At 59.0% G+C, this 19,874-nt stretch carries 17 protein-coding genes; 9 read left to right on the forward strand and 8 right to left on the reverse strand.

The features are described from left to right. Positions 1-437: 437 nt before the first annotated feature. From BLL52_RS06980 to BLL52_RS07015, 8 genes are all read right to left on the reverse strand, one after another. On the reverse strand, positions 438-3,917 hold the full coding sequence (locus tag BLL52_RS06980; protein WP_083633835.1) for a DEAD/DEAH box helicase: 3,480 nt from the start codon (positions 3,915-3,917) through the stop codon (positions 438-440). Positions 3,918-3,974: 57 nt separating this feature from the next. Next, positions 3,975-4,976 carry a lipoyl synthase gene (lipA, locus tag BLL52_RS06985; RefSeq protein WP_075585992.1) on the reverse strand — a complete coding sequence of 334 codons (1,002 nt, stop codon included), beginning with the start codon at positions 4,974-4,976 and terminating at the stop codon, positions 3,975-3,977. A gap of 70 nt (positions 4,977-5,046) precedes the next feature. Next, positions 5,047-5,835 carry a lipoyl(octanoyl) transferase LipB gene (gene lipB / locus BLL52_RS06990; RefSeq protein WP_075585993.1) on the reverse strand — a complete coding sequence of 263 codons (789 nt, stop codon included), beginning with the start codon at positions 5,833-5,835 and terminating at the stop codon, positions 5,047-5,049. 127 nt (positions 5,836-5,962) lie between these two features. After that, the gene (locus BLL52_RS06995) at positions 5,963-8,707 is read right to left on the reverse strand and encodes a DEAD/DEAH box helicase (protein WP_075585994.1); all 2,745 of its coding nucleotides are present in this window, start codon (positions 8,705-8,707) and stop codon (positions 5,963-5,965) included. Between the two features lie 139 nt (positions 8,708-8,846). Then, on the reverse strand, positions 8,847-9,449 hold the full coding sequence (locus BLL52_RS07000) for a hypothetical protein (protein ID WP_241839061.1): 603 nt from the start codon (positions 9,447-9,449) through the stop codon (positions 8,847-8,849). Then, positions 9,446-10,297, reverse strand: a complete 852-nt coding sequence (locus BLL52_RS07005) for an AlbA family DNA-binding domain-containing protein (protein WP_206744490.1) — start codon at positions 10,295-10,297, stop codon at positions 9,446-9,448. Before BLL52_RS07005 ends, BLL52_RS07000 begins: the two co-directional genes overlap by 4 nt. A 14-nt stretch (positions 10,298-10,311) precedes the next feature. Beyond that, positions 10,312-12,129 (reverse strand): site-specific DNA-methyltransferase, encoded by a 1,818-nt coding sequence (locus BLL52_RS07010; RefSeq protein ID WP_075585997.1) that lies wholly within the window; start codon positions 12,127-12,129, stop codon positions 10,312-10,314. Positions 12,130-12,148: 19 nt separating this feature from the next. Beyond that, positions 12,149-12,457: an HP0495 family protein gene (locus tag BLL52_RS07015; protein WP_075585998.1), complete on the reverse strand. Its 309-nt coding sequence runs from the start codon at positions 12,455-12,457 to the stop codon at positions 12,149-12,151. Positions 12,458-12,644: 187 nt separating this feature from the next. Between BLL52_RS07015 and BLL52_RS07020 the strand changes: the two genes are divergently transcribed. The 9 genes from BLL52_RS07020 to BLL52_RS07060 all read left to right on the forward strand — a co-directional run bounded on the left by BLL52_RS07020 (position 12,645) and on the right by BLL52_RS07060 (position 19,780). Beyond that, positions 12,645-13,040 carry an ATP synthase subunit I gene (locus BLL52_RS07020; protein ID WP_241839063.1) on the forward strand — a complete coding sequence of 132 codons (396 nt, stop codon included), beginning with the start codon at positions 12,645-12,647 and terminating at the stop codon, positions 13,038-13,040. A gap of 37 nt (positions 13,041-13,077) precedes the next feature. Then, positions 13,078-13,950: a F0F1 ATP synthase subunit A gene (gene atpB / locus BLL52_RS07025; RefSeq protein WP_075585999.1), complete on the forward strand. Its 873-nt coding sequence runs from the start codon at positions 13,078-13,080 to the stop codon at positions 13,948-13,950. A gap of 55 nt (positions 13,951-14,005) precedes the next feature. Next, the gene (gene atpE / locus BLL52_RS07030; protein ID WP_075586000.1) at positions 14,006-14,269 is read left to right on the forward strand and encodes a F0F1 ATP synthase subunit C; all 264 of its coding nucleotides are present in this window, start codon (positions 14,006-14,008) and stop codon (positions 14,267-14,269) included. Positions 14,270-14,335: 66 nt separating this feature from the next. Further along, positions 14,336-14,806, forward strand: coding sequence for a F0F1 ATP synthase subunit B (locus BLL52_RS07035; protein ID WP_075586001.1), 471 nt, complete (start codon positions 14,336-14,338; stop codon positions 14,804-14,806). Between the two features lie 9 nt (positions 14,807-14,815). Continuing rightward, entirely contained in the window at positions 14,816-15,346 is a 531-nt protein-coding gene (locus tag BLL52_RS07040; protein WP_075586002.1) for a F0F1 ATP synthase subunit delta, read from the forward strand. Between the two features lie 47 nt (positions 15,347-15,393). Beyond that, on the forward strand, positions 15,394-16,947 hold the full coding sequence (atpA, locus tag BLL52_RS07045) for a F0F1 ATP synthase subunit alpha (protein ID WP_075586003.1): 1,554 nt from the start codon (positions 15,394-15,396) through the stop codon (positions 16,945-16,947). Positions 16,948-16,976: 29 nt separating this feature from the next. Beyond that, positions 16,977-17,873 (forward strand): F0F1 ATP synthase subunit gamma, encoded by an 897-nt coding sequence (atpG, locus tag BLL52_RS07050; protein WP_075586004.1) that lies wholly within the window; start codon positions 16,977-16,979, stop codon positions 17,871-17,873. 50 nt (positions 17,874-17,923) lie between these two features. Next, positions 17,924-19,351 (forward strand): F0F1 ATP synthase subunit beta, encoded by a 1,428-nt coding sequence (gene atpD, locus BLL52_RS07055; RefSeq protein WP_075586256.1) that lies wholly within the window; start codon positions 17,924-17,926, stop codon positions 19,349-19,351. A gap of 12 nt (positions 19,352-19,363) precedes the next feature. Further along, positions 19,364-19,780 carry a F0F1 ATP synthase subunit epsilon gene (locus BLL52_RS07060; protein ID WP_075586005.1) on the forward strand — a complete coding sequence of 139 codons (417 nt, stop codon included), beginning with the start codon at positions 19,364-19,366 and terminating at the stop codon, positions 19,778-19,780. Positions 19,781-19,874: the final 94 nt, after the last annotated feature.

Raw genomic sequence — 19,874 nt, forward strand, 5'->3', positions numbered from 1 at the left:
TGGCTCAAAAGTGGCAACTTACTCGTGGATCATTCAATGTCCAGAAAACGGATGGCTGGAGTAGTGAATACAGTGGCCGATCAAATGGAGTCATGTGTTGGGCCACATTTGGTCGAGTCCCTATTTACAGCCCTCCATGTCCATTGACTCCTTTCGCAGCACACCCGCCATCGTCCGTCCTCTTTGACTTGGAGTTTCATCGTTCGAGCACCCGAAGCGCTCGCCAGCAGGGGATGGGTTGGGGTGGCGGCCGATTTTCTGGGCCTTTGACAGTATGAGGCCGCCGCCCCAACCCATCTTCTGCTAGCCAAAACCGCTGCCTGCCTGGCGCCTTATGACACTCACACAGATCGCCCGCCAATAGCACAGGTTACACGTCAAATCAGCCTCCAGCCCTTATCAGTAAAGCGCAAGAAGCTACTATAAATATAGCGCCATCAGGTCGACAAAGGCTTCAGCAACTCCGCCAGATCGCTCTCGGTAAACAGCGGCTGTTTGCGCCCGACCGAGCCGCTGTACATGCTCTCAGCCAGCGCGGCTTTGCGCTCTTGCAGCGCCAGAATGCGTTCCTCAATCGTGCCTTGCGCCACCAGTTTCACCACCCACACGCTTTGCGTCTGGCCGATGCGGTGAGCGCGGTCGGTGGCTTGGGCTTGCACCGCCGGGTTCCACCAGGGGTCGTAGTGAATCACCGTGTCGGCCTGTGGCAAGTTCAGGCCGACGCCACCGGCTTTCAGGCTGATCAGAAACAGCGGCACCTTGCCGCTGGTGAACTGCTCAATCAGGTCGTCGCGCTTCTGGCTCTGACCGGTGAGTTTGACCCAGGTCAGCTTGCGTTTGGCCAGTTCGGCCTCGATCAGCGTCAACATGCTGGTGAACTGCGAAAACAGCAAAATGCGCCGGCCCTCGCTGAGCATCTCGGGCAGCAGCGCCATCAGTTGCTCCAGCTTGGCCGAGGTTTTGACTTTTTTCGCGGCGTCCAATTTAAGCAAATGCGGGTCGCAGCAGACTTGGCGCAGTTTCAGCAGGGCGTCCAGAATGGTGATCTGTGACTTGGCCAAGCCTTTGGTGCTGAGCGCTTCGCGCACGGTTTTTTCCATGCCCAGGCGGATGGTTTCGTACAGATCAGCTTGTTTGCCGGTCAGCTCCACGCGCATCACCGTCTCGATTTTGGGCGGCAGCTCATTGGCCACAAGCGCCTTGGTGCGGCGCAGCATGAACGGGGTAACACGCGCGCGCAGCTGCTGCAGCGCTTCGGGGTCGCCCTGCTTTTCGATGGGTTTGCGAAACAGTTCGGTAAAGCGTTTTTGGCTGCCCAGAAAGCCAGGCATCAAAAAGTGGAACAGGCTCCAGATTTCACCCAGGTGGTTTTCCATGGGCGTGCCTGAGAGGCACAGGCGATGGCGGGCTTTCAGCTCGCTGGCTACTTCAGCGGCGAAGGTGTTGGCGTTTTTGATGTTTTGCGCTTCGTCCAGCACCACCAGATGCCATTGGCCTTGCAACCAGCCTTCGCGGTCACGCGGCAGCAGCGAATACGGGGCGATGACGATGTCGTGCGCGTGCGTGCTGCCGCTGACCTCATGCCGGTCCGCGCCGTGGATGACCAGGCAGCGCAGGTCCGGGCAAAAGCGCTCGGCCTCTCGGCGCCAGTTGCCCATCAGGCTCACTGGCGCAATGATCAGCGCAGGCGCGGTGAGGCGGCCGGCGTCTTTTTCGATCTGGATGTGCGCCAGCGTTTGCAGGGTTTTGCCCAGGCCCATGTCGTCAGCCAGGATGCCGGCCAGGCCGTATTCGCGCAGAAACTGCAGCCAGTTCACGCCCTGCTGCTGGTAGGGGCGCAGCGTGGCGTGCACGCTGGCGGGCAGCGGCACTTCGGGCAGCTCGGTGTTGCACTTTAGCTTTTGCACCATCTCACGCAGGTGCTGGGCACCTTCCCACACGGCGCCTTCGCCTAAAGCGGCGGTGGTGCGCATGGCGTCCAGGCGCGAGAGATTCAAGCTCTCGCCAGAAAAGTCGTGGTCGCGGTCGCCCACCAATTCGAGTAACGCGCCCAGCCAGGGTTTCAGGTTGTCGGTGGGCAGGCGGATGAAGCCGCCTTGCGGATTCGGCAGGTAGACAAATGGCGGCAGGTCAGGCAGGCCGGTGACCGCATCGCGCGGGCTCATGGCGGCGGTGCTGATCAGGCTGGGCAGCAGCGGCAGGATGTTGTGACGCTGGCCGTTGATTTCCATGCCCAGCGACAGGTCAAACCACGGCGAGGTGGCTTCGTCGTCGCCCTGCGCTTGCAGGTTGACGTTCAAGGCGCTGGCGTGGCTGATCCAGTTGACCAGCGTGTCGTCCAGCGTCACCTCAAACCCGGCTTCACGCAGCGACGCGTAATCGGTGTCGGCCAGTTGCAGCCAGATGTGCTGTGACGCATCACCGGGCACGCCAAACACATCGCGCCCGCTGCTGGCAAAGCCCCAGTCGCGCAGGCGCACGATGGCTTCCAGCTCGGTTTGCGGGTCGCGCTGCAGCATGGCCCGGCCACTGGGGCCTTCCACCAGCACGGTGGTGCCCTGGCCCACCCACCAGCCACGGTGGCCGTTGTAGTCAAAGCTCAGGCGCATCAGCATCAGGCCGTCGTCTGGCATGCGTTCTGGCGGCACGGCTTGAAGCAGCAGGCAGGCTTTGGGCGTGATGCCTTTGAGGGTGGGCAATGGCTCCAGCACCGGCGGTAGCGGTACCGCACCGAGGTGCGCAATCAGGTCGGGCTGGTGATTTTTGAGTGCTTCTGACTTGAGCGGTGGGGTTTTTAGCAGCACGGCAATCTGGCCAGAGCTCATGCCTTGCACGTCGACCAGGCCGCAGCGCCCGTTGACAGCATCCAAGTACAGAGTCGGGTTGTTCAGGCAAATTTTGGCTTGGTCATCACCCAGTTTGGCACGCAACGCCCAACCGGATTTGGCGTTGATGCTAGCGCTGACTTCATGCCACTCCCATTGCAGGGCCAGCGGTGGCCCCCATTCAACGGGTGTGCCAGGCTGGCTGGGTGGGGTCAGCACAAAAAGCCGCCCGGTGCTAGCGGCTTTTTCCAGAATCTGCACGCCGTATTTGCCCTCGGGCGTGATCTTGCTGCGCGCGCTGTAGCTGTAGTAATACTGGATGGAGCTGCCCGGCATGGCGCGAATGAGCTGCAGCACATCGTGGTCGGCCTCGCTGGCCAGGTCAAACAGGGGCTGGCCGCGCTCGGGCTGGTGCTTGAGCTGCTTGGCCTTGGCCCAGCCGCCAGTGACCTTGGGGTAGGAGGTAACCACCTCCAGGCTGAGTTGCGGGTTGGGGCCTTGCGGGTTCAGGATGGACAGCAGGTACAAAAACTGCTCGGGCCGCGCTGCTGCGGTGCCGGGTCGGCTTGGGGCGCTTTGCGGCGGCAGCGCATCCGCTGGCCGGGGGGCGGTGCGGGCCAGTTCGTTGAGCCAGCGCACCACCTGGTTGTCGGCTTCCAACTGCTCGGCGGCTTGCTGGCGCGCCAGTTCGGCCAGGCGGCGGGCTTCGAGTTGCTCCGGGGTGGCGGGCGTGGTCGGTACGCTGGCGGTGCTGTGCCCCAGCAGGACTTGGCCTTTGTAGGCGGCCTTGATCAGCAGCGCCACCGCGTGTTTGCACTGGTAGCCCGCCGGGCAGGTGCAGTCGCTGTCCCAGTCCAGTACCTGCCCGTTGATGCCGCGCTTGAGGTCGACCTCGACCTGGTAGGGCTCACGTTGGCTGCCCTGCACCGCGCCTTCCAGCAGCCAGCGGTTCTGGTCGGGCGTGATCGTCAAGGTCAGGACTTTTTGACTGCGGTACAGCGCCAGGGCACGTCCGTAGACCGCCGTGCTGGTGCGTTGGGCGAGTGACGTCAGGTCCAGCCAGAGTCCGTGTAGCGTGTCATTGTTAGGCATGAAATTGGCCTCTAGCCCTTGTATTTATTGCGCTAGTAGCTATTAATATATAAGTACTCAGGCCGCCGTTTGACCCATGGCGTGCCCGGCCTGCTGGTCTGCGTGGTAGCTGGAGCGCACCATGGCGCCGACGGCGGCGTGGCTGAAGCCCATCTCGTAAGCCTTGGTCTCAAACATCTTGAACACGTCCGGGTGCACATAACGCTTCACCGTCAGGTGGGAGGTAGAGGGCGCCAGGTACTGGCCGATGGTCAGCATGTTGATGCCGTGGTCGCGCATGTCTTGCATCACCGCCAGAATCTCGTCGTCGGTCTCGCCCAGGCCGACCATCAGGCCGCTCTTGGTCGGAATATTGGGAAACAGCGCCTTGAACTTCTTCAAGAGGTTCAGGCTGAATTGGTAATCCGAGCCGGGGCGGGCCTCTTTGTACAGGCGTGGCGCCGTTTCCAGGTTGTGGTTCATGACGTCGGGCGGTGCGGTTTTTAGGATGTCGAGCGCGCGGTCGTCACGGCCACGGAAGTCGGGCACCAGCACCTCAATTTGCGTTTGTGGGGACTTGTCGCGGATGGCCTGGATGCAAGCCACAAAATGACCCGCGCCACCGTCGCGCAAATCATCGCGGTCAACGCTGGTGATCACCACGTATTTCAGTTTGAGCTGGGCAATGGTGTTGGCCAGATTCACTGGCTCATTCATGTCCAGCGGGTCCGGGCGGCCGTGGCCCACGTCGCAAAACGGGCAGCGCCGGGTGCATTTGTCACCCATGATCATGAAGGTGGCGGTGCCCTTGCCAAAGCACTCGCCGATGTTCGGGCAACTGGCTTCCTCGCAGACGGTCACGAGCTTGTTGCTGCGCAGCACGTCTTTGATTTCGTAAAAACGGGTGCTGGGGCTGCCGGCCTTGACGCGAATCCACTCGGGTTTGCGCAAAATCTCGCCCGGCACCACCTTGACCGGGATGCGCGACAGCTTGGCCGCCGCTTTTTGCTTGGCGCTGGGGTCGTAGTTCTCGGCCGTTTGGACTTCGCGCACGGTGTGGTTGTCTGAGCTTGTCGTCATGTGTTGCTTTGTGGGGCAGAAGGTCGATCGATAAGGCGCGGCGCTTGCGAGCCAGCGCTGGCTGTGGTGGTCAGTGGCCCAGGTAAATCACCAGCTTGTCAGCCAGCACCTCGGCGGCCTCTTGCCACGCAGCAAAAACGCCAATTGTAGAAAGATCAACGGTTTGCAGCGCCTGGTAGCCGCAGGGGTTGATGCGCGAGTAGGGCTCCAGGTCCATCGCCACATTCAGCGCCACGCCGTGGTATGTGCAGTTGCGGCTGACCTTGATGCCCAAAGCGGCGATTTTGCCCAGACCGGTGAAGTCGGGGCTGACCTTCTGATGGCGAACTGACGGCGTATCGGTGCAGGAATTGGGGTCAGATCCGGCCGCGTAGCGGAACGGCTCTGACCCCAATTGCGCAGCTTTGACGATTTTTTGCGGCCGCTGCGCCAGCAGCGCGTGTGAGCGCGGGACGTCCAGCCGCACATAAATCCCCGGCGCACCCGCCACCCGGTGCCCGGTGATGTCGAAGTGCAGCAGCGTGCGAATGACGGCTTCTTCAATCCGGTAAACATATTCCTTGATGAAATAACCCGCGCGTTTCAAATCCATCAGCGGGTAGGCCACCACTTGCCCCGGCCCGTGGTAAGTCACCTGGCCGCCCCGGTTGGTTTGCACCACCGGGATGTTGCCGGGGTTGAAAATATGTTCAGCCTTGCCCGCCAGACCTTGTGTGTAGACCGGGTCATGCTCGCAAATCCATAGCTTATCACGCACATCCTGTAAGGGCTGCAGGCCTCTTTGGCTTGTAAATTCCTGCATGGCTGCATAAGTGGACTGGTAGTCCACGCGGCCAAGAAACAGGGTGTCGATGGTCATAGGTTCAGACTTCCTGATGCGTATAGGCACAGTTTGCTTTTTTCAGGAATAGGACGGGCACTTGTAGGAGCGGCGGCAGCCGCGAATTCGGGCTTGCCAGCCCTCCCACAAAGTCACAACCAGGCTTTCACCATGCTACATGGATTCCGTGCGGATCATGAAGTCTGAGGTTAAGCAAGGCGTTGATCTGCCCGGTCATGCCCATGCCGCCCCGGTCTTTGGTGATGTAGCCAAACAAACAGCGGCCCTGGCTGTTGCGCGCCCACAGCTCGCCCACCTGGCGTTTTTCAATCTCATACGGGTCGTTGAGCAAATGTGCGCCCTTGTACTCCAGCACCGCAATGCGCCCTGAGTTGACCCCGTCGCCCGCCAGTTCCGCCACAAAGTCCGGAAAAAAGCGCCCACGTGACGTGGCCAGCGCAAAGCCGCAAGGCGCGGTGTCAAGGTTGCGCACCCAGTGCATGACGGCGGGGTGGGCATCAAGCAACTGGGCGCAGGCAAACTCTTCGCCGCCGTCTTTCAAATCGGCCAGCACCGGGTAAAAGTGCTTGTTGAACTGGTAGCGCCCGCTGTAGCGTGAGAGCGCCGGGGCCGGGTAGCGGTTGGCCACAAACAGCAGCGGCTGCACCCAGTCGGGCTCAATCGTCCAGGTTTCCTGCAGCACCAGTTGGCGAAACTGCGCCTTGGCCGCGCGGTCTTTCAGGTCGGCTACGCGGGCCTCAATGTCTTGCGCCAGTTTGAAGCGGGCCTTGGCCAGCGCCACCAGCGAGAGGCCTTTTTCATGCAGCAGGTGGTTGACGACGGCTGCGAAATAGGCGCGGCGCTGGCTCTGGGTGAAGTCAGGCAGCTTTTGAAACAGCGACTGATCGAGCCAGCGCACCAGGTCATCGGCGCTGATGCTGCTGGAGCCGTAATCCAGTGCAATCTGGCTGGCATCAGCCGCGCGCAGCTGGACGTGCGCGTCTTTCAGGTAAATCTCGAAACTGTTGGACTGCTCGACAATATGAAAGTCCGGCAACTGCACCGCATCGGGCGTGAGCAAATCCAGCGTCACGGTTTCCAGCACGGCCTCAACCTCCAGCGGCCAGAGCTGACCTTGCGCCGTGCTGCGGTAGCCCAGCGTCGGAACCGGCGCAAAGTGCGCGCCGCGTGAGGCCGGGGCAGCTTGCGCGGCCACCAGCGCATTGTGCTGCGCCACCTTGTCTTTTACCTGCGCCTGCTTTTTGGCACCGCGCACCTGCGCCATCAGCAGCGCTTCAACCTTGGTGCCAATGTGCCCGGTGACCACCACGCGTTGCTCGCCCGCCAGCTGCACCACCGCAATGCCCGGCGCATTGTGCAGCGCTGCAGGCACTGAATTTGCTGCAAAATCAGTAGCTACTGGCGCATATTCAATAAGGGCTGTAGGCTGATTTTTATCAAAAACTGGCAACAAGGACTGCTGCACCAGCATGCTTGCCACGTCCAGCGCCTCAAAGCCCATGTGGTTGATCAATCGGTCGGCCAGCGCGCTGGCGGCGGTTGAAAACTTGGCCTCGCAAACATGCGCATAAGCCCGGTTCAGCGCCTCGCGCCCGCGTCGGCTGGCATACGGCATGCGCAGCACGCGCCCCAGCAACTGCTCTACTGCTGTCGCGCTGGAGAGCTTTTGCAGCGAGCACAGCACGTAGGCAAACGGGCAGTCCCAGCCCTCGCGCAGCGCCTGCACGGTGATGACAAAGCGCACCGGGCAATCGCGCGCGGCCAGGTTCAGGCCGTCCAGCTCCTTGGTGTCGCCGGTGGCTATTTTGATCTGCTCTTTGGGGATGTGCAGCTCGTCGTGCAGGTGCTGGCGCAAGGCGGCGGGCGGTACGTCGTCGTTCTCGTTTTGCGCCTGAAACAGCACGATGGGGCGAACATAGCCGAAGCCCTCAGCTTCGTCTTTGAGTGCCTCGCCCTCTAGCGCACGCTGGGTTTGCACGGCGGCAAACACCGCCTGCTGCCAGCCCAGCGGGTGCTCGGCCAGCGCAATCGGCAGCTTGATCATGGCTTCAGCGGCCAGCTCTTGCGCGCTGACGTGGTACAGCACGTTGGTTTGGGTCGCAATCGGTGTGGCGGTCAGCTCCAGAATGGCGCTCGGGTTGAGGCGCTTGAGGGCGGTAAAGCTCTTGTCGGTTTTGGTGTTGTGCGCCTCATCCACGATCAACAGTGGCTCATGCAGCGCCAGCCAGTTGGCCAGGCTCCAGCGCGGCTGGCCAACAAAACCTTTCAAAATACCGGCACGCACGCCAGCGCCATCGGCGGCGGCTTCTTCCGCCGTGACCATGGCATCGGGCAAATCATGCAAAACCCGCAGACGCTGCGCGTCGCAGCCTTTGAAATGCCGCTCAAAGTGCTCCGAGAAGCTGTACACGTTGCGCTTGTCGGTGTCGTCAATGCGAAAGCTCTGAATCGTGGCCACCACCACAATGGCGCGCTGGCCCCAGTCGCTGGGGGCAATGTTGGCCAGGTCTTCCAGCACGCACACCCTTACTTCCGCGCCATAGCTGGCCTGTAGCGCGTCGCGGTACGGGTGGCCGGTGGTTTGTAGCGCGTTGAGCGTCTGGCTGCGAATCGTGTCGCTGGGCACCAGCCATACCGCCACGGGTGCGTCGCTGGCCCGCCACTCGCGCGCCAGCGTGGCTACCGCATGCGCTGCCAGCAGCGTCTTGCCCCCACCAGTGGGAATGCGCAGGCACACGCACGGCACGGCACCAAACGGGTCGGGGTTGTAGGGCCGCCCGACCAGCTCACCAAACGCCAGCGCCGGGCCTTTGACTTGGGCGGCGCGGGCAAAACCGGCCAGCGCGTCAAGGGCAGCTTGTTGGTAGGACTTGAGGGCGAGGGTGGTCATGGGTTAAATATCCGGATTGGGTTAGATAAGTTTTAACCCAAATATCCAATGTAAGTCGTTGGTGTATATAGGATTGTTAAAAAATTTCGGATAGTTTTACGGATAGTCTGGATTACTTTTTCGTCAACTATCCGAAAAATCAAAGCTTGCTGATCTCCCACCGAGCACCTTTGCCGGTGCCGTGCGTCGCTATTTTTTGACCATCCAGGCCATGCGTGCGAAGTGCCGAGAGCAAGTTTTTTATCTTCACCTGCTTTTGCGCGACAGAAAGTGAATCTGGCAGTTTGTCCCGCAGCAACGTTCGAATATCTGAGCCAGAAACCGATTTGAAATTCTGGATGTGCTGCAGGATGAGTTTTTTGTAGTATTGGTCATCCAGGCCTTTGTTGCGGGTGTACTCGGCGCGTGTGCCGGTCACGTTCGCCACATGGGACGAGACTAAATAGTTGGGCTTGCGCCCTTCGATCAGTCCAGCCTTACGAAGTACGGCGACGTGGGTTGCAGCGACCGGCTCCTTCTTCTGCACCCGGTCCAGCCAGATCACCTGTTCCAGCGGCAAATCAGACCGCTCCATCAGCAGCTTGCTGTAGTTCTCATCAATCGCCTGACCGTAGATGTTGAACATCGTCTCAGTCGGCGTTGAGCCCTCGTAATCGGGCAGCGGCAAATAACGCTTGCGCTGGCCGGCCACCATCTCTCGAATGCCGTAACCGCCCTTGTCAATCATGCCGATTTCAGTCATGGCCCGCGCCAGCCACGGGTTGCGGTAAACACTGGGGGTGCGCTGGCCAGTGAAATAGTCTTCTGGCTCGCCATCCACGAAGCAGCCAGTTTGGCGATGCGCTCTTCACGCACCAGCCAACTGATTTCTGCCGAGTTGGGTGTCAGCAGCGCCACACTGTCGGGCCGCCCCAGTAGCAGCAAGGCGGTGCGGGTGATCTGCCCATGCAGCGTGATCTTGGCGCGGTCCAGAAACTCTGTGACGCTCCACGTTTCAATGTCAGCCGCCCAGCGCTCCCTTTGGTGCTTTGTGGCAAATTTTTCGCGGGCTTTGGCAATGGCTTGCGGGTCCAGGTCGGTCAGGGTGGCAGTCGTCAGCACGCCAGCGCTCCAGTCATGGCCTGCCATCAGTTCGTTCAGAATGGCCTTGCGTCTGTCCTCGCGCAGATCGGTCAGGCTGTCGCCATCGCGCTGCCAAGCCCTGTCATGCGCCAGCACCGGTTGGCGGGCTGCATGGCGCGGCACATGCACCAGCCAGACGATGGCACCAGTGTCGCTGGCTTGCAGCACTTCAATGCGCAGCCCCAGCGACGGCAGTCCGGGCGTTTTGCCCAGAATGCGGTGCACCACATTTTCTGGCGTGTAATCGGCAAAGTCCTGAATGCCTGTGGTCACCAGCGTCTTGTCTTGCGCACCGATCACCACGCAGCCACCGTCCATATTGGCCAGTGCCGATACGTAAGACACCAGGTCTTCGCCCTTGCGGCCTGAAATGTTGGATTTCAGACTGCGCCATTCCTTCCACTCATGGCGCTCGTTCTCCACCGGGAACTGCGTGTGCAGCCACAGTTGCAGTTCTTTGGCGGTCATGGTGTTAGGCATGCTCACCTTGCCCGCACGTCATAAGGAATGTGCTTGAACGTCACGTTCGCCAGCGCCAACCGGGCGGGGCCCAGGCGGCAGGCTTCGCCGTACACCAGCAGAGGCGCGGCAGGCGATGGCGTGCTGGCGTGCAGGTCCAGTAGCGCGTCGAGCACATCGCGCGTCAGCACATTGCCGCTGGCCGGGCGCTTGTCGCCCAAAATGCCGTTGAACAGCAGGTAGTGCGCCACGTCCGTTGGCTGTGGGGCACCGGTGCTGCCCGGCCCTTCGTGGGCCGGTTGGGGTGAGGGTTGCGTTGCGCCATCTGAGTCGCTGCCGTTTAATGCCGAAATAGGCCCTGAGCCCTTGTCTGATATGCGCAAGTAGCTATCAACTATGGAGTGAGTGCCAAGGTAAGGCGTGCCTTGTCTGGCATCACAGGGCGCAGGTGACGCGGGGTAGCCTGTCCAAGTGTGGCCAGTTTCCTGTTGCCAGATGAAGGCGGCCAGCGTGGCAAAGCGCACATCGGGGTGAATGCGGCCCTGCGCGTCAAACACCGGCGCCCCGAGCTGCATGAAGCGAAAGCCGCCGCCTTGCCAGGGTACGGGTGCCTCAAACAATTCGCCCGAGCCGTTGGCGGCTTTGACATGGGCGGCGTTTTGGCCCCAGCCAACGGCCTTGCTGATGCCGCCTTGCTCGCCGTCAATGACTTTTTGCAAGCGGGGCAGGCAGTGCGTGGCGGCGTGTTCGCCCATTTCGATGCCAATCCAGCGCCGCCCCATTTTGTGCGCGACGGCGGCAGTGGTGCCGGAGCCGAGGAAGCTGTCTAGGACGAGGTCGCGTGGGTTGGTGGCGATGTGGAGGATGCGCTGGATTAGGCGTTCTGGCTTTGGTGTCGCGAAAAGCTCCGAATCAAGGCTGCCTCGCAGCGCAAGCATCTCTGCTTTTGCTTCTTGGTTATGCCCAACCTCGGACGAAAGCCAAATGGTCGTGGGAACAACCCCATCGAGCTGCTCCGATAGAAAGCGCTTGAGTCGTGGTTGATTGTTACCGTCTTTGCCCCACCAGATTTTTTCCTCTGATTCCATGCCTGCCAGAGTTTCTTCTGAATATGCCCAAGCTCTACCGGCTGGCGGGTACACCTTAGCGCCACCCGGGCTAAGCATTGGAAACAAGCCAGTTGATGTCCCGCTTCGCGCATATTGCGCACCTCGTTGCCCCGAGGTCAGGCTGACATGCAATGGGCTGGAAGACCAACTTCCTCGATGATCGTTGTCAGGGTTTGAATAATCATTGGCATTTCTCTCGCTCCGTGGAATCCTGTTGAATAAAAAGTGATCGCGGTTTTTAGCGTGAACGTGGAGTTGATCGCTTGCGGAAGAGAAAAATTCTGCGTTGTTATGCACGCTGGTTGTTTTTTGCCACGTAGCAGTCGCCACAAAATTCCCCCGCCCAAACACCTCGTCCATCAGCACCTTGAGGTAGTGCCCCTCGTTGTCATCAATCGTCACCCAGATTGAGCCGTCTTCGCGCAGCAGCTCGCGCAACAGTTGCAGGCGCGGCAGCATCATGCTCAGCCACTGGGCGTGCTCCAGGTTGTCGTCGTAGTGCTCGAAGGCGCTTTGGGTGTTGTACGGTGGGTCGATAAAAATGCACTTCACCTGGCCACGGTAAAACGGCAGCAGCGCCTTCAAGGCTTCCAGGTTGTCGCCCTGAATCAGCAGGTTGTCGGTGGTGCCAGGGCCGTTGCCATAAGTGGCCACGGCGTCCAGCAGCCGGTAGGGCACATTGGCAGCCGTGGTGAAAGCGGCGCTGCGGTTAAGCCAGTCGAGCGTGGGCATGCTAATTCTGTGCGAGTCCTTACAGCACCACCTTGACCATCGGATGCGTGCAGAGCGTGCGGTACAGCTCGTCAAGTTGCTCGCGGCTGGTGGCGGTCACGGTGATCGTCACACCCAGATACTTGCCGCCTTTGCTGGGGCGCAGCTCAATCGTTTCGGCATCGAACCCCGCGTCAAACTGAAGGGCGATGTGGGTGATGGCAGACACCAGATGGTCCGTCTTCACGCCCATCACCTTGATGGGAAACTGGCACGGATACTCGATCAGCGAGACAGCAGGGCTGTCCGTTGGCGTGTTCGATGGTGGCTTGGTGGGTGGGGTGTTCATGGCGATACCGGTGTGGCTTCAGTCGGGTAATGGCTTATTCATATAATCTTAGGCTAATCCGTTTGGCTTGGACTGTAAAGTAAGCGTAATGTTAATGGCGACAATACCACCTACCGAATGGCGTGACTCTGACTGTGAAGACGCACAAGAGCCTCCGGTTCCCCTGACCCCAGAGCAGATCGCGGCGGTGAAGGCGGCCAACCCGGTCAGCACCCCTTGGTGGGTGGTAGCCGGTCAGGCTGGAGTGGGTTGTGTGGTGGTCGGTTTGGCATGGCTGCTGTTTGGCGGAGTGATTGCGAGATCGGTGTTGTGCGGTGTATTGGCGGTTGTGCTTCCGGCGGCGTTGTTTGTCCGGAGTCTGACCAGCAAGTTCTCTAAGTCCTCTCCCGGATCGGCTGTGATAAGCTTCTTCGTCTGGGAGTTGGTCAAGATTTTGGTAACTTTGGGCATGCTTTTTGCGGCCCATCGTTGGGTGACGGATTTAAGTTGGCCGGCCATGTTGGCTGGCTTGGCAATCACCCTCAAGGTGTATTGGCTGGCGCTGGCGTTCAAACGCAGACGCCAGTTGGTGCGGTTAAGTTGACGCCTCGCGGCAAAAGTAATTTATCTAAGAGTGACTGATGGCTACTGAAGAACACGTTGCGGAACAAGGTAAGACTGCCGGTGAGTACATTGTTCATCACTTGACCCATTTCCAAAATCACCCGCCGGCCAATGTCGTTGACTTCACAGTCTTCAATTACGATTCCATGTTTTGGTCCATTGCCTTGGGTGTCCTTGGTTGCTGGGTGCTTTGGTTGGCTGCCCGCAAGGCGACATCGGGTGTGCCGGGCCGTTTTCAGGCTGCCGTCGAGATTCTGGTTGAGATGGTGGACACGCAAGCTAAAGACATTGTGCACAGCGCTGAAAGCCGCAAATTCGTCGCTCCTTTGGCGCTGACTGTTTTTGTCTGGATTCTTTTGCTCAACGCCATGGACTTGTTGCCCGTGGACTTGCTGCCGCTGATCTGGGAATGGATTTATGGTGCCGCAGGGCATGATCCTGAGCATGCTTATATGCGCGTTGTGCCCACTGCCGATCTGTCTATCACCATGGGCTTGTCGCTGGCGGTGCTGCTGATTTCCTTGTACTACAACGTGAAGATCAAGGGTTTTGGCGGCTGGATGCATGAGATGTTCACGGCGCCGTTTGGTGCGCATCCTCTGCTGTGGCCGTTCAACTTCATGATGCAATTGATTGAATTTGTAGCAAAAACAGTTTCGCACGGCATGCGACTGTTTGGCAATATGTATGCAGGTGAGTTGATCTTCCTGCTGATTGCCATGATGGGCGGGGCATTCACGCTGTCAGTGACCGGTTTTGCCCTGGCGGCTGGTCACATTGTCGCGGGACTTGTCTGGGCCATCTTCCACATTCTGATTATCGTGTTGCAAGCCTTCGTTTTCATGATGTTGACGTTGGTGTACATCGGTCAGGCGCACGATAGTCACTGAGTTTTCTTAAGTTCTTTTCCCTTTTTTTTGTTAACTAAATTCCTTAGGAGTCATTATGGAAGTCATTAGCTTTGTTTCATTGGCCGCCGGCCTGATCATTGGTCTAGGCGCACTGGGTGCCTGTATCGGTATCGGCATCATGGGTAGCAAGTACCTTGAGGCGGCTGCGCGCCAGCCCGAACTGATGGGCGTTTTGCAAACCAAGATGTTCTTGTTGGTGGGTCTGATTGACGCTGCGTTCATTATCGGTGTGGGTATTGCGCTGTGGTTCACCACTGCCAACCCGTTCCTGGCGCAAATCGCCAATCTGCCGAAGTAAGCCTCGCCGGATCAACGACATTCATTCCCTGTTTGGCGCGTTGCGTCTCGGGGGCAAGGACCACAAGTGAGCATTACCGGTACTTTAATAATTCAGATGATCGTGTTCCTGATGCTTGTCGGGTTCACGATGAAATTTGTGTGGCCGCCGATCGCAAAAGCACTGGATGAGCGCATACAAAAAGTAGCAGACGGTCTGGCCGCTGCCGACAAAGCCAAATCCGAACTCTCTTCCGCCAATCAGCGGGTGGAGCAAGAATTGGCCAAATCGCGCACCGAGACCGCGGGCCGTCTGGCTGATGCAGAGCGTCGCGCACTGACGATCATCGAAGAGGCCAAGGGCAAAGCCACCGAAGAGGGCAACAAGATTGTTGCCTCTGCCAGGGCCGAAGCTGAGCAGCAAGTGATCAAGGCGCGCGAAGCGCTGCGTGAGCAGGTCGCTGCTTTGGCGGTCAAGGGTGCTGAGCAGATTCTGCGCAAAGAGGTCAATGCCAGCGTTCACGCTGACTTGCTGAATCGTTTGAAGACCGAGCTCTAAGAGAACACCATGGCTGAACTTGCCACTATCGCGCGTCCCTATGCTGAGGCCTTGTACAAGGCCTGTGGGGCCGACGCCAAGACCGTGCTGGGCTGGCTCGACGAGTTGGCTTGTGTTGCTGCCGAGCCTCAGTTGCTGCAGTTTGCAGATAGCCCGAAGACCACGTCAGAGCAAACCTATGGCGTGATTTCCGATGTCATGAAAACTGCACTGGATGCGCATGCGCAGAATTTCCTGCGTATGGTGATCGACAACAATCGGCTCAGTTTTCTGCCAGAAATCGCCGCGCAATTTCGCTCGCTAGCCAACGCTCAAAGCGGCTCCAGTGATGCGGTGATCTTCAGTGCGTTCCCGATCGAAGGTACTGCGCTGGCAGATACGGCCAAGGTTTTGGAGCAGCGGTTCGGTCGCAAGCTCAATGTTTTGGTGGCGTTGCAGCCGGAGCTCATTGGTGGCATCAGGGTGGTCATAGGTGACGAGGTTCTTGACACATCGGTCAAGGCGCGTTTGGAACAAATGAAAATGGCTTTGTCGGCTTGAGGCTTTGCCCCGACCGCTAGCCTAATTAACGAAAGAAGGAAAGAGCCATGCAACTCAATCCCGCAGAGATTTCAGAACTGATCAAGAGCCGTATTGAGGGCCTGTCCGCCAGCGCGGACATCCGCAATCAGGGCACGGTGGTGTCCGTGACGGACGGGATTGTCCGCATTCACGGCCTGTCCGACGCCATGCAAGGGGAAATGCTGGAGTTCCCGGCAGACGCTGACGGTCAACCCAGCTACGGTCTGGCGCTGAACCTGGAGCGCGATTCCGTTGGCTCCGTGATACTGGGTGCGTACGAGCACATTTCCGAAGGCGACACCGTCAAATGCACGGGTCGCATTTTGGAAGTGCCGGTGGGACCCGAGCTCAAGGGCCGAGTGGTCAATGCGCTGGGTCAGCCTATCGATGGCAAAGGCCCGATCAATGCCAAGATGACCGACGTGATCGAAAAGGTGGCGCCAGGCGTGATTGCCCGCCAGTCTGTTGACCAGCCGATGCAAACCGGTCTGAAATCCATCGACTCGATGGTGCCCGTGGGCCGGGGACAGCGCGAATTGATCATTGGTGACCGTCAGACCGGCAAGACCGCGGTGGCCATCGACGCGATCATCAACCAGAAGGGTCAGAACATGACCTGCGTTTATGTCGCGATTGGCCAAAAAGCCTCCAGCGTCAAGAACGTGGTGCGTTCGCTGGAACAAGCTGGTGCCATGGAGTACACCATTGTGGTGGCAGCTACCGCCTCAGAGTCTGCGGCGATGCAGTATGTGGCTGCTTACTCCGGTTGCACCATGGGCGAGTATTTCCGCGACCGCGGTGAAGATGCGCTGATCGTCTATGACGATCTGTCCAAGCAAGCAGTGGCTTACCGCCAGGTGTCCTTGCTGCTGCGTCGTCCTCCGGGTCGTGAAGCTTATCCTGGCGATGTGTTTTACCTCCACAGCCGTCTGCTTGAGCGCGCTGCTCGTGTGAATGCCGACTACGTCGAAGCCTTCACCAAGGGTGAGGTCAAGGGCAAGACCGGTTCATTGACCGCCCTGCCGATCATTGAAACGCAAGCCGGTGACGTGTCTGCTTTCGTGCCAACCAACGTGATCTCGATCACTGACGGCCAGATCTTTTTGGAAACCAGCCTGTTCAACGCGGGTATCCGCCCCGCTATCAACGCCGGTATTTCGGTGTCTCGCGTGGGCGGTGCAGCGCAAACCAAGCTGATCAAGAATTTGTCCGGCGGTATCCGTACCGACTTGGCCCAGTACCGCGAATTGGCCGCATTTGCTCAGTTTGCCTCGGACCTGGACGAAGCCACCCGCAAGCAACTCGACCGCGGTGCCCGCGTGACTGAACTGCTTAAGCAAGCGCAGTACAGCCCGCAACCGATCTCGCTTATGGGCGCCACGCTGTTCTCTGTGAACAAAGGTTTTCTGGATGACGTCCCAGTCAACAAGGTTTTGGCGTTTGAACACGGGCTGCATGGCTACTTGAAGGACAAGCACGCCGCGTTGCTGGCCAAGCTGGAAGCCGCACGCGCCATGGACAAGGATGCCGAGGCTGAACTTAGCGCTGCCATTGCCGCCTTCAAAAAGTCTTTTGCTTAAAGTCACCTCGCAAATAGAAGGAGACTGATATGGCAACTGGCAAGGAAATACGCGGCAAGATCAAAAACTTCGAAAGCACGAAGAAGATCACCAAGGCCATGGAGATGATTTCTGTCTCCAAGATGCGTAAGGCGCAAGAGCGTATGCGTGCCGCCCGGCCGTATACCGAAAAAGTGCGCAACATTGCTTCCCACCTGGGCCAAGCCAATCCTGAGTACGTTCATCCGTTCATGAAGACTAACGACGCCAAGGTCGCCGGCATGATTGTGGTGACGACGGACAAAGGCTTGTGTGGCGGCCTCAATACCAACGTGCTGCGTGGCGTGACCGCTAAGCTGCGCGAAGTGCAGGCCGCTGGCATGACTACCCGAACTGTCGCCATCGGCAACAAGGGCTTTGGCTTTCTGAATCGCGTCGGTGCCAAAGTGGTGGCGCACGTTACCCAGTTGGGTGATCGCCCGCACCTGGAGCGCCTAATTGGTCCGGTGAAAGTTCTGCTGGACGCTTATGCAAGAGGCGAGCTGCAAGTGGTTTATTTGACTTACACCCGCTTCGTCAACACGATGAAGCAGGAAGTGGTTATGGAGCAACTGTTGCCGCGCTCGGCCGATGAAATGAACGAGGAAACCCGCGCTAGCGAGGCCTCCAGCGGTCAGAAACACGGCTGGGACTACATTTACGAGCCCGACGCGCAGTCCGTGATTGACGATCTGATGGTGCGTTATATCGAAGCGCTGGTGTTCCAAGCAGTGGCTGAAAACATGGCGTCTGAGCACGCTGCGCGCATGGTCGCCATGAAGGCGGCTACCGACAACGCAGGTAACGTGATTGGCGAACTTAAGCTGATCTACAACAAGACCCGTCAAGCTGCCATCACAAAAGAGTTGTCAGAAATCGTTTCCGGCGCTGCCGCGATTTCGGGCTGATCAACTTGATGGCGATTTAGCAAGATTCAAATTTATTGGAGCAAAACCAAATGGCTCAAGAAACTACCAGCACCCAGGCCGCAGTGCAGGGCAAGATCGTTCAGTGCATTGGCGCTGTGGTTGACGTGGAGTTCCCGCGGGAGCACATGCCGCACATTTACGATGCGCTCAAGCTCGAGGGCTCGACACTGACCTTGGAAGTTCAGCAGCAACTCGGCGACGGCATCGTCCGCACGATTGCGCTGGGTTCCTCCGACGGCCTGCGCCGTGGCCTGATGGTGTCCAACACCGGCAAGCCCATCATGGTGCCTGTGGGTACCGCCACACTTGGGCGCATCATGGACGTGCTCGGTGCGCCTATTGACGAGCGCGGCCCAGTCAACGCGACGCTGCACATGTCGATTCACCGTACTGCCCCGGCCTATGACGATTTGAGCCCGTCGCAGGAATTGCTCGAAACCGGTATCAAGGTGATTGACTTGGTGTGCCCGTTCGCCAAGGGCGGTAAGGTCGGTCTGTTCGGTGGTGCCGGTGTGGGCAAGACGGTCAACATGATGGAGTTGATCAACAACATTGCCAAGGCCCACAGCGGTTTGTCGGTGTTTGCTGGTGTGGGTGAGCGTACCCGTGAAGGCAACGACTTCTATCACGAGATGGCTGACTCTGGCGTGGTGAACCTCGAGAAACTCGAAGAATCCAAAGTGGCCATGGTTTACGGTCAGATGAACGAGCCGCCAGGTAACCGTCTGCGCGTGGCGTTGACGGGTTTGACTATCGCTGAGGCTTTCCGCGACGAAGGTCGTGACGTGCTGTTCTTTGTCGACAACATTTACCGCTACACGTTGGCCGGTACCGAAGTGTCCGCGCTGTTGGGTCGTATGCCTTCCGCAGTGGGCTACCAGCCAACACTGGCCGAAGAGATGGGCCGTCTGCAAGAGCGTATTACCTCCACCAAGGTGGGCTCCATTACTTCCATCCAGGCCGTCTACGTGCCAGCCGATGACTTGACCGACCCGTCTCCCGCGACCACCTTTGCTCACTTGGACTCCACGGTGGTGTTGTCCCGTGATATCGCCTCGTTGGGTATTTACCCCGCTGTAGACCCGCTGGACTCCACCAGCCGTCAGCTCGATCCCAACGTGGTGGGCCAGGACCATTATGAAACCGCCCGTGCGGTGCAAGGCACATTGCAGCGCTACAAAGAGTTGCGCGACATCATCGCCATTTTGGGCATGGACGAACTGGCACCAGAAGACAAGTTGATTGTCGCCCGCGCCCGCAAGATTCAGCGTTTCCTGTCGCAGCCGTTCTTCGTGGCCGAAGTATTTACTGGCTCGCCTGGCAAGTACGTGTCTCTGGCTGAAACCATTCGCGGCTTCAAGATGATTGTGGCTGGCGAATGTGATCACCTGCCGGAACAAGCGTTCTATATGGTCGGCACGATCGACGAAGCGTTTGAAAAAGCCAAAAAAATCTAAGGCAGGTTCACCATGAATACCATCCATGTTGACGTGGTCAGTGCAGAAGAGTCCATCTTCTCAGGTGAGGCACGCTTTGTGGTCTTGCCGGGAGAGGCGGGCGAACTCGGCATCTACCCGCGCCACACGCCGCTGATCACTCGCATCAAGGCGGGCGCCGTGCGCATCGAAACGGCTGATGGCGGCGAAGAGTTTATTTTTGTGGCGGGCGGTATTCTGGAAGTGCAGCCCAATTGCGTGACTGTCCTGTCGGACACCGCCATTCGTGGCAAGGATCTGGACGACGAGAAAGCCAATGCTTCGCGTTTGGCAGCCGAGGAGGCTGTCAAGAACGCCAAGTCGGAACTTGATCTGGCATTGGCGTCGTCCGAGCTGGCGGTCATGGCCGCTCAGATCACCGCGCTGCGGCGTTATCGCGGCAAGAAATAGAGGATCCGCTGAGCGTGTGTCGGGCGCTGCGACCAAGCTTCTGAAAAAACCCGCCTCGGCGGGTTTTTTGTTGTCCGGTCGTCGCGCCCAGCGA

Source organism: Rhodoferax antarcticus ANT.BR, from assembly GCF_001938565.1.
GTDB classification, from domain to species: domain Bacteria; phylum Pseudomonadota; class Gammaproteobacteria; order Burkholderiales; family Burkholderiaceae_C; genus Rhodoferax; species Rhodoferax antarcticus.

What these genes read in the sequence shown, in the direction of transcription:
- BLL52_RS07005 (WP_206744490.1), bottom strand. Translation starts at nt 10,297, where the DNA reads ATGACCGCCAAAGAACTGCAACTGTGGCTGCACACGCAGTTCCCGGTG.
- BLL52_RS06995 (WP_075585994.1), bottom strand. Translation starts at nt 8,707, where the DNA reads ATGACCACCCTCGCCCTCAAGTCCTACCAACAAGCTGCCCTTGACGCG.
- BLL52_RS07040 (WP_075586002.1), top strand. Translation starts at nt 14,816, where the DNA reads ATGGCTGAACTTGCCACTATCGCGCGTCCCTATGCTGAGGCCTTGTAC.
- atpE (WP_075586000.1), top strand. Translation starts at nt 14,006, where the DNA reads ATGGAAGTCATTAGCTTTGTTTCATTGGCCGCCGGCCTGATCATTGGT.
- atpB (WP_075585999.1), top strand. Translation starts at nt 13,078, where the DNA reads ATGGCTACTGAAGAACACGTTGCGGAACAAGGTAAGACTGCCGGTGAG.
- BLL52_RS07060 (WP_075586005.1), top strand. Translation starts at nt 19,364, where the DNA reads ATGAATACCATCCATGTTGACGTGGTCAGTGCAGAAGAGTCCATCTTC.
- atpD (WP_075586256.1), top strand. Translation starts at nt 17,924, where the DNA reads ATGGCTCAAGAAACTACCAGCACCCAGGCCGCAGTGCAGGGCAAGATC.
- atpG (WP_075586004.1), top strand. Translation starts at nt 16,977, where the DNA reads ATGGCAACTGGCAAGGAAATACGCGGCAAGATCAAAAACTTCGAAAGC.
- lipA (WP_075585992.1), bottom strand. Translation starts at nt 4,976, where the DNA reads ATGACGACAAGCTCAGACAACCACACCGTGCGCGAAGTCCAAACGGCC.
- BLL52_RS07010 (WP_075585997.1), bottom strand. Translation starts at nt 12,129, where the DNA reads ATGCCCACGCTCGACTGGCTTAACCGCAGCGCCGCTTTCACCACGGCT.
- lipB (WP_075585993.1), bottom strand. Translation starts at nt 5,835, where the DNA reads ATGACCATCGACACCCTGTTTCTTGGCCGCGTGGACTACCAGTCCACT.
- BLL52_RS07015 (WP_075585998.1), bottom strand. Translation starts at nt 12,457, where the DNA reads ATGAACACCCCACCCACCAAGCCACCATCGAACACGCCAACGGACAGC.
- BLL52_RS07000 (WP_241839061.1), bottom strand. Translation starts at nt 9,449, where the DNA reads ATGACTGAAATCGGCATGATTGACAAGGGCGGTTACGGCATTCGAGAG.
- atpA (WP_075586003.1), top strand. Translation starts at nt 15,394, where the DNA reads ATGCAACTCAATCCCGCAGAGATTTCAGAACTGATCAAGAGCCGTATT.
- BLL52_RS06980 (WP_083633835.1), bottom strand. Translation starts at nt 3,917, where the DNA reads ATGCCTAACAATGACACGCTACACGGACTCTGGCTGGACCTGACGTCA.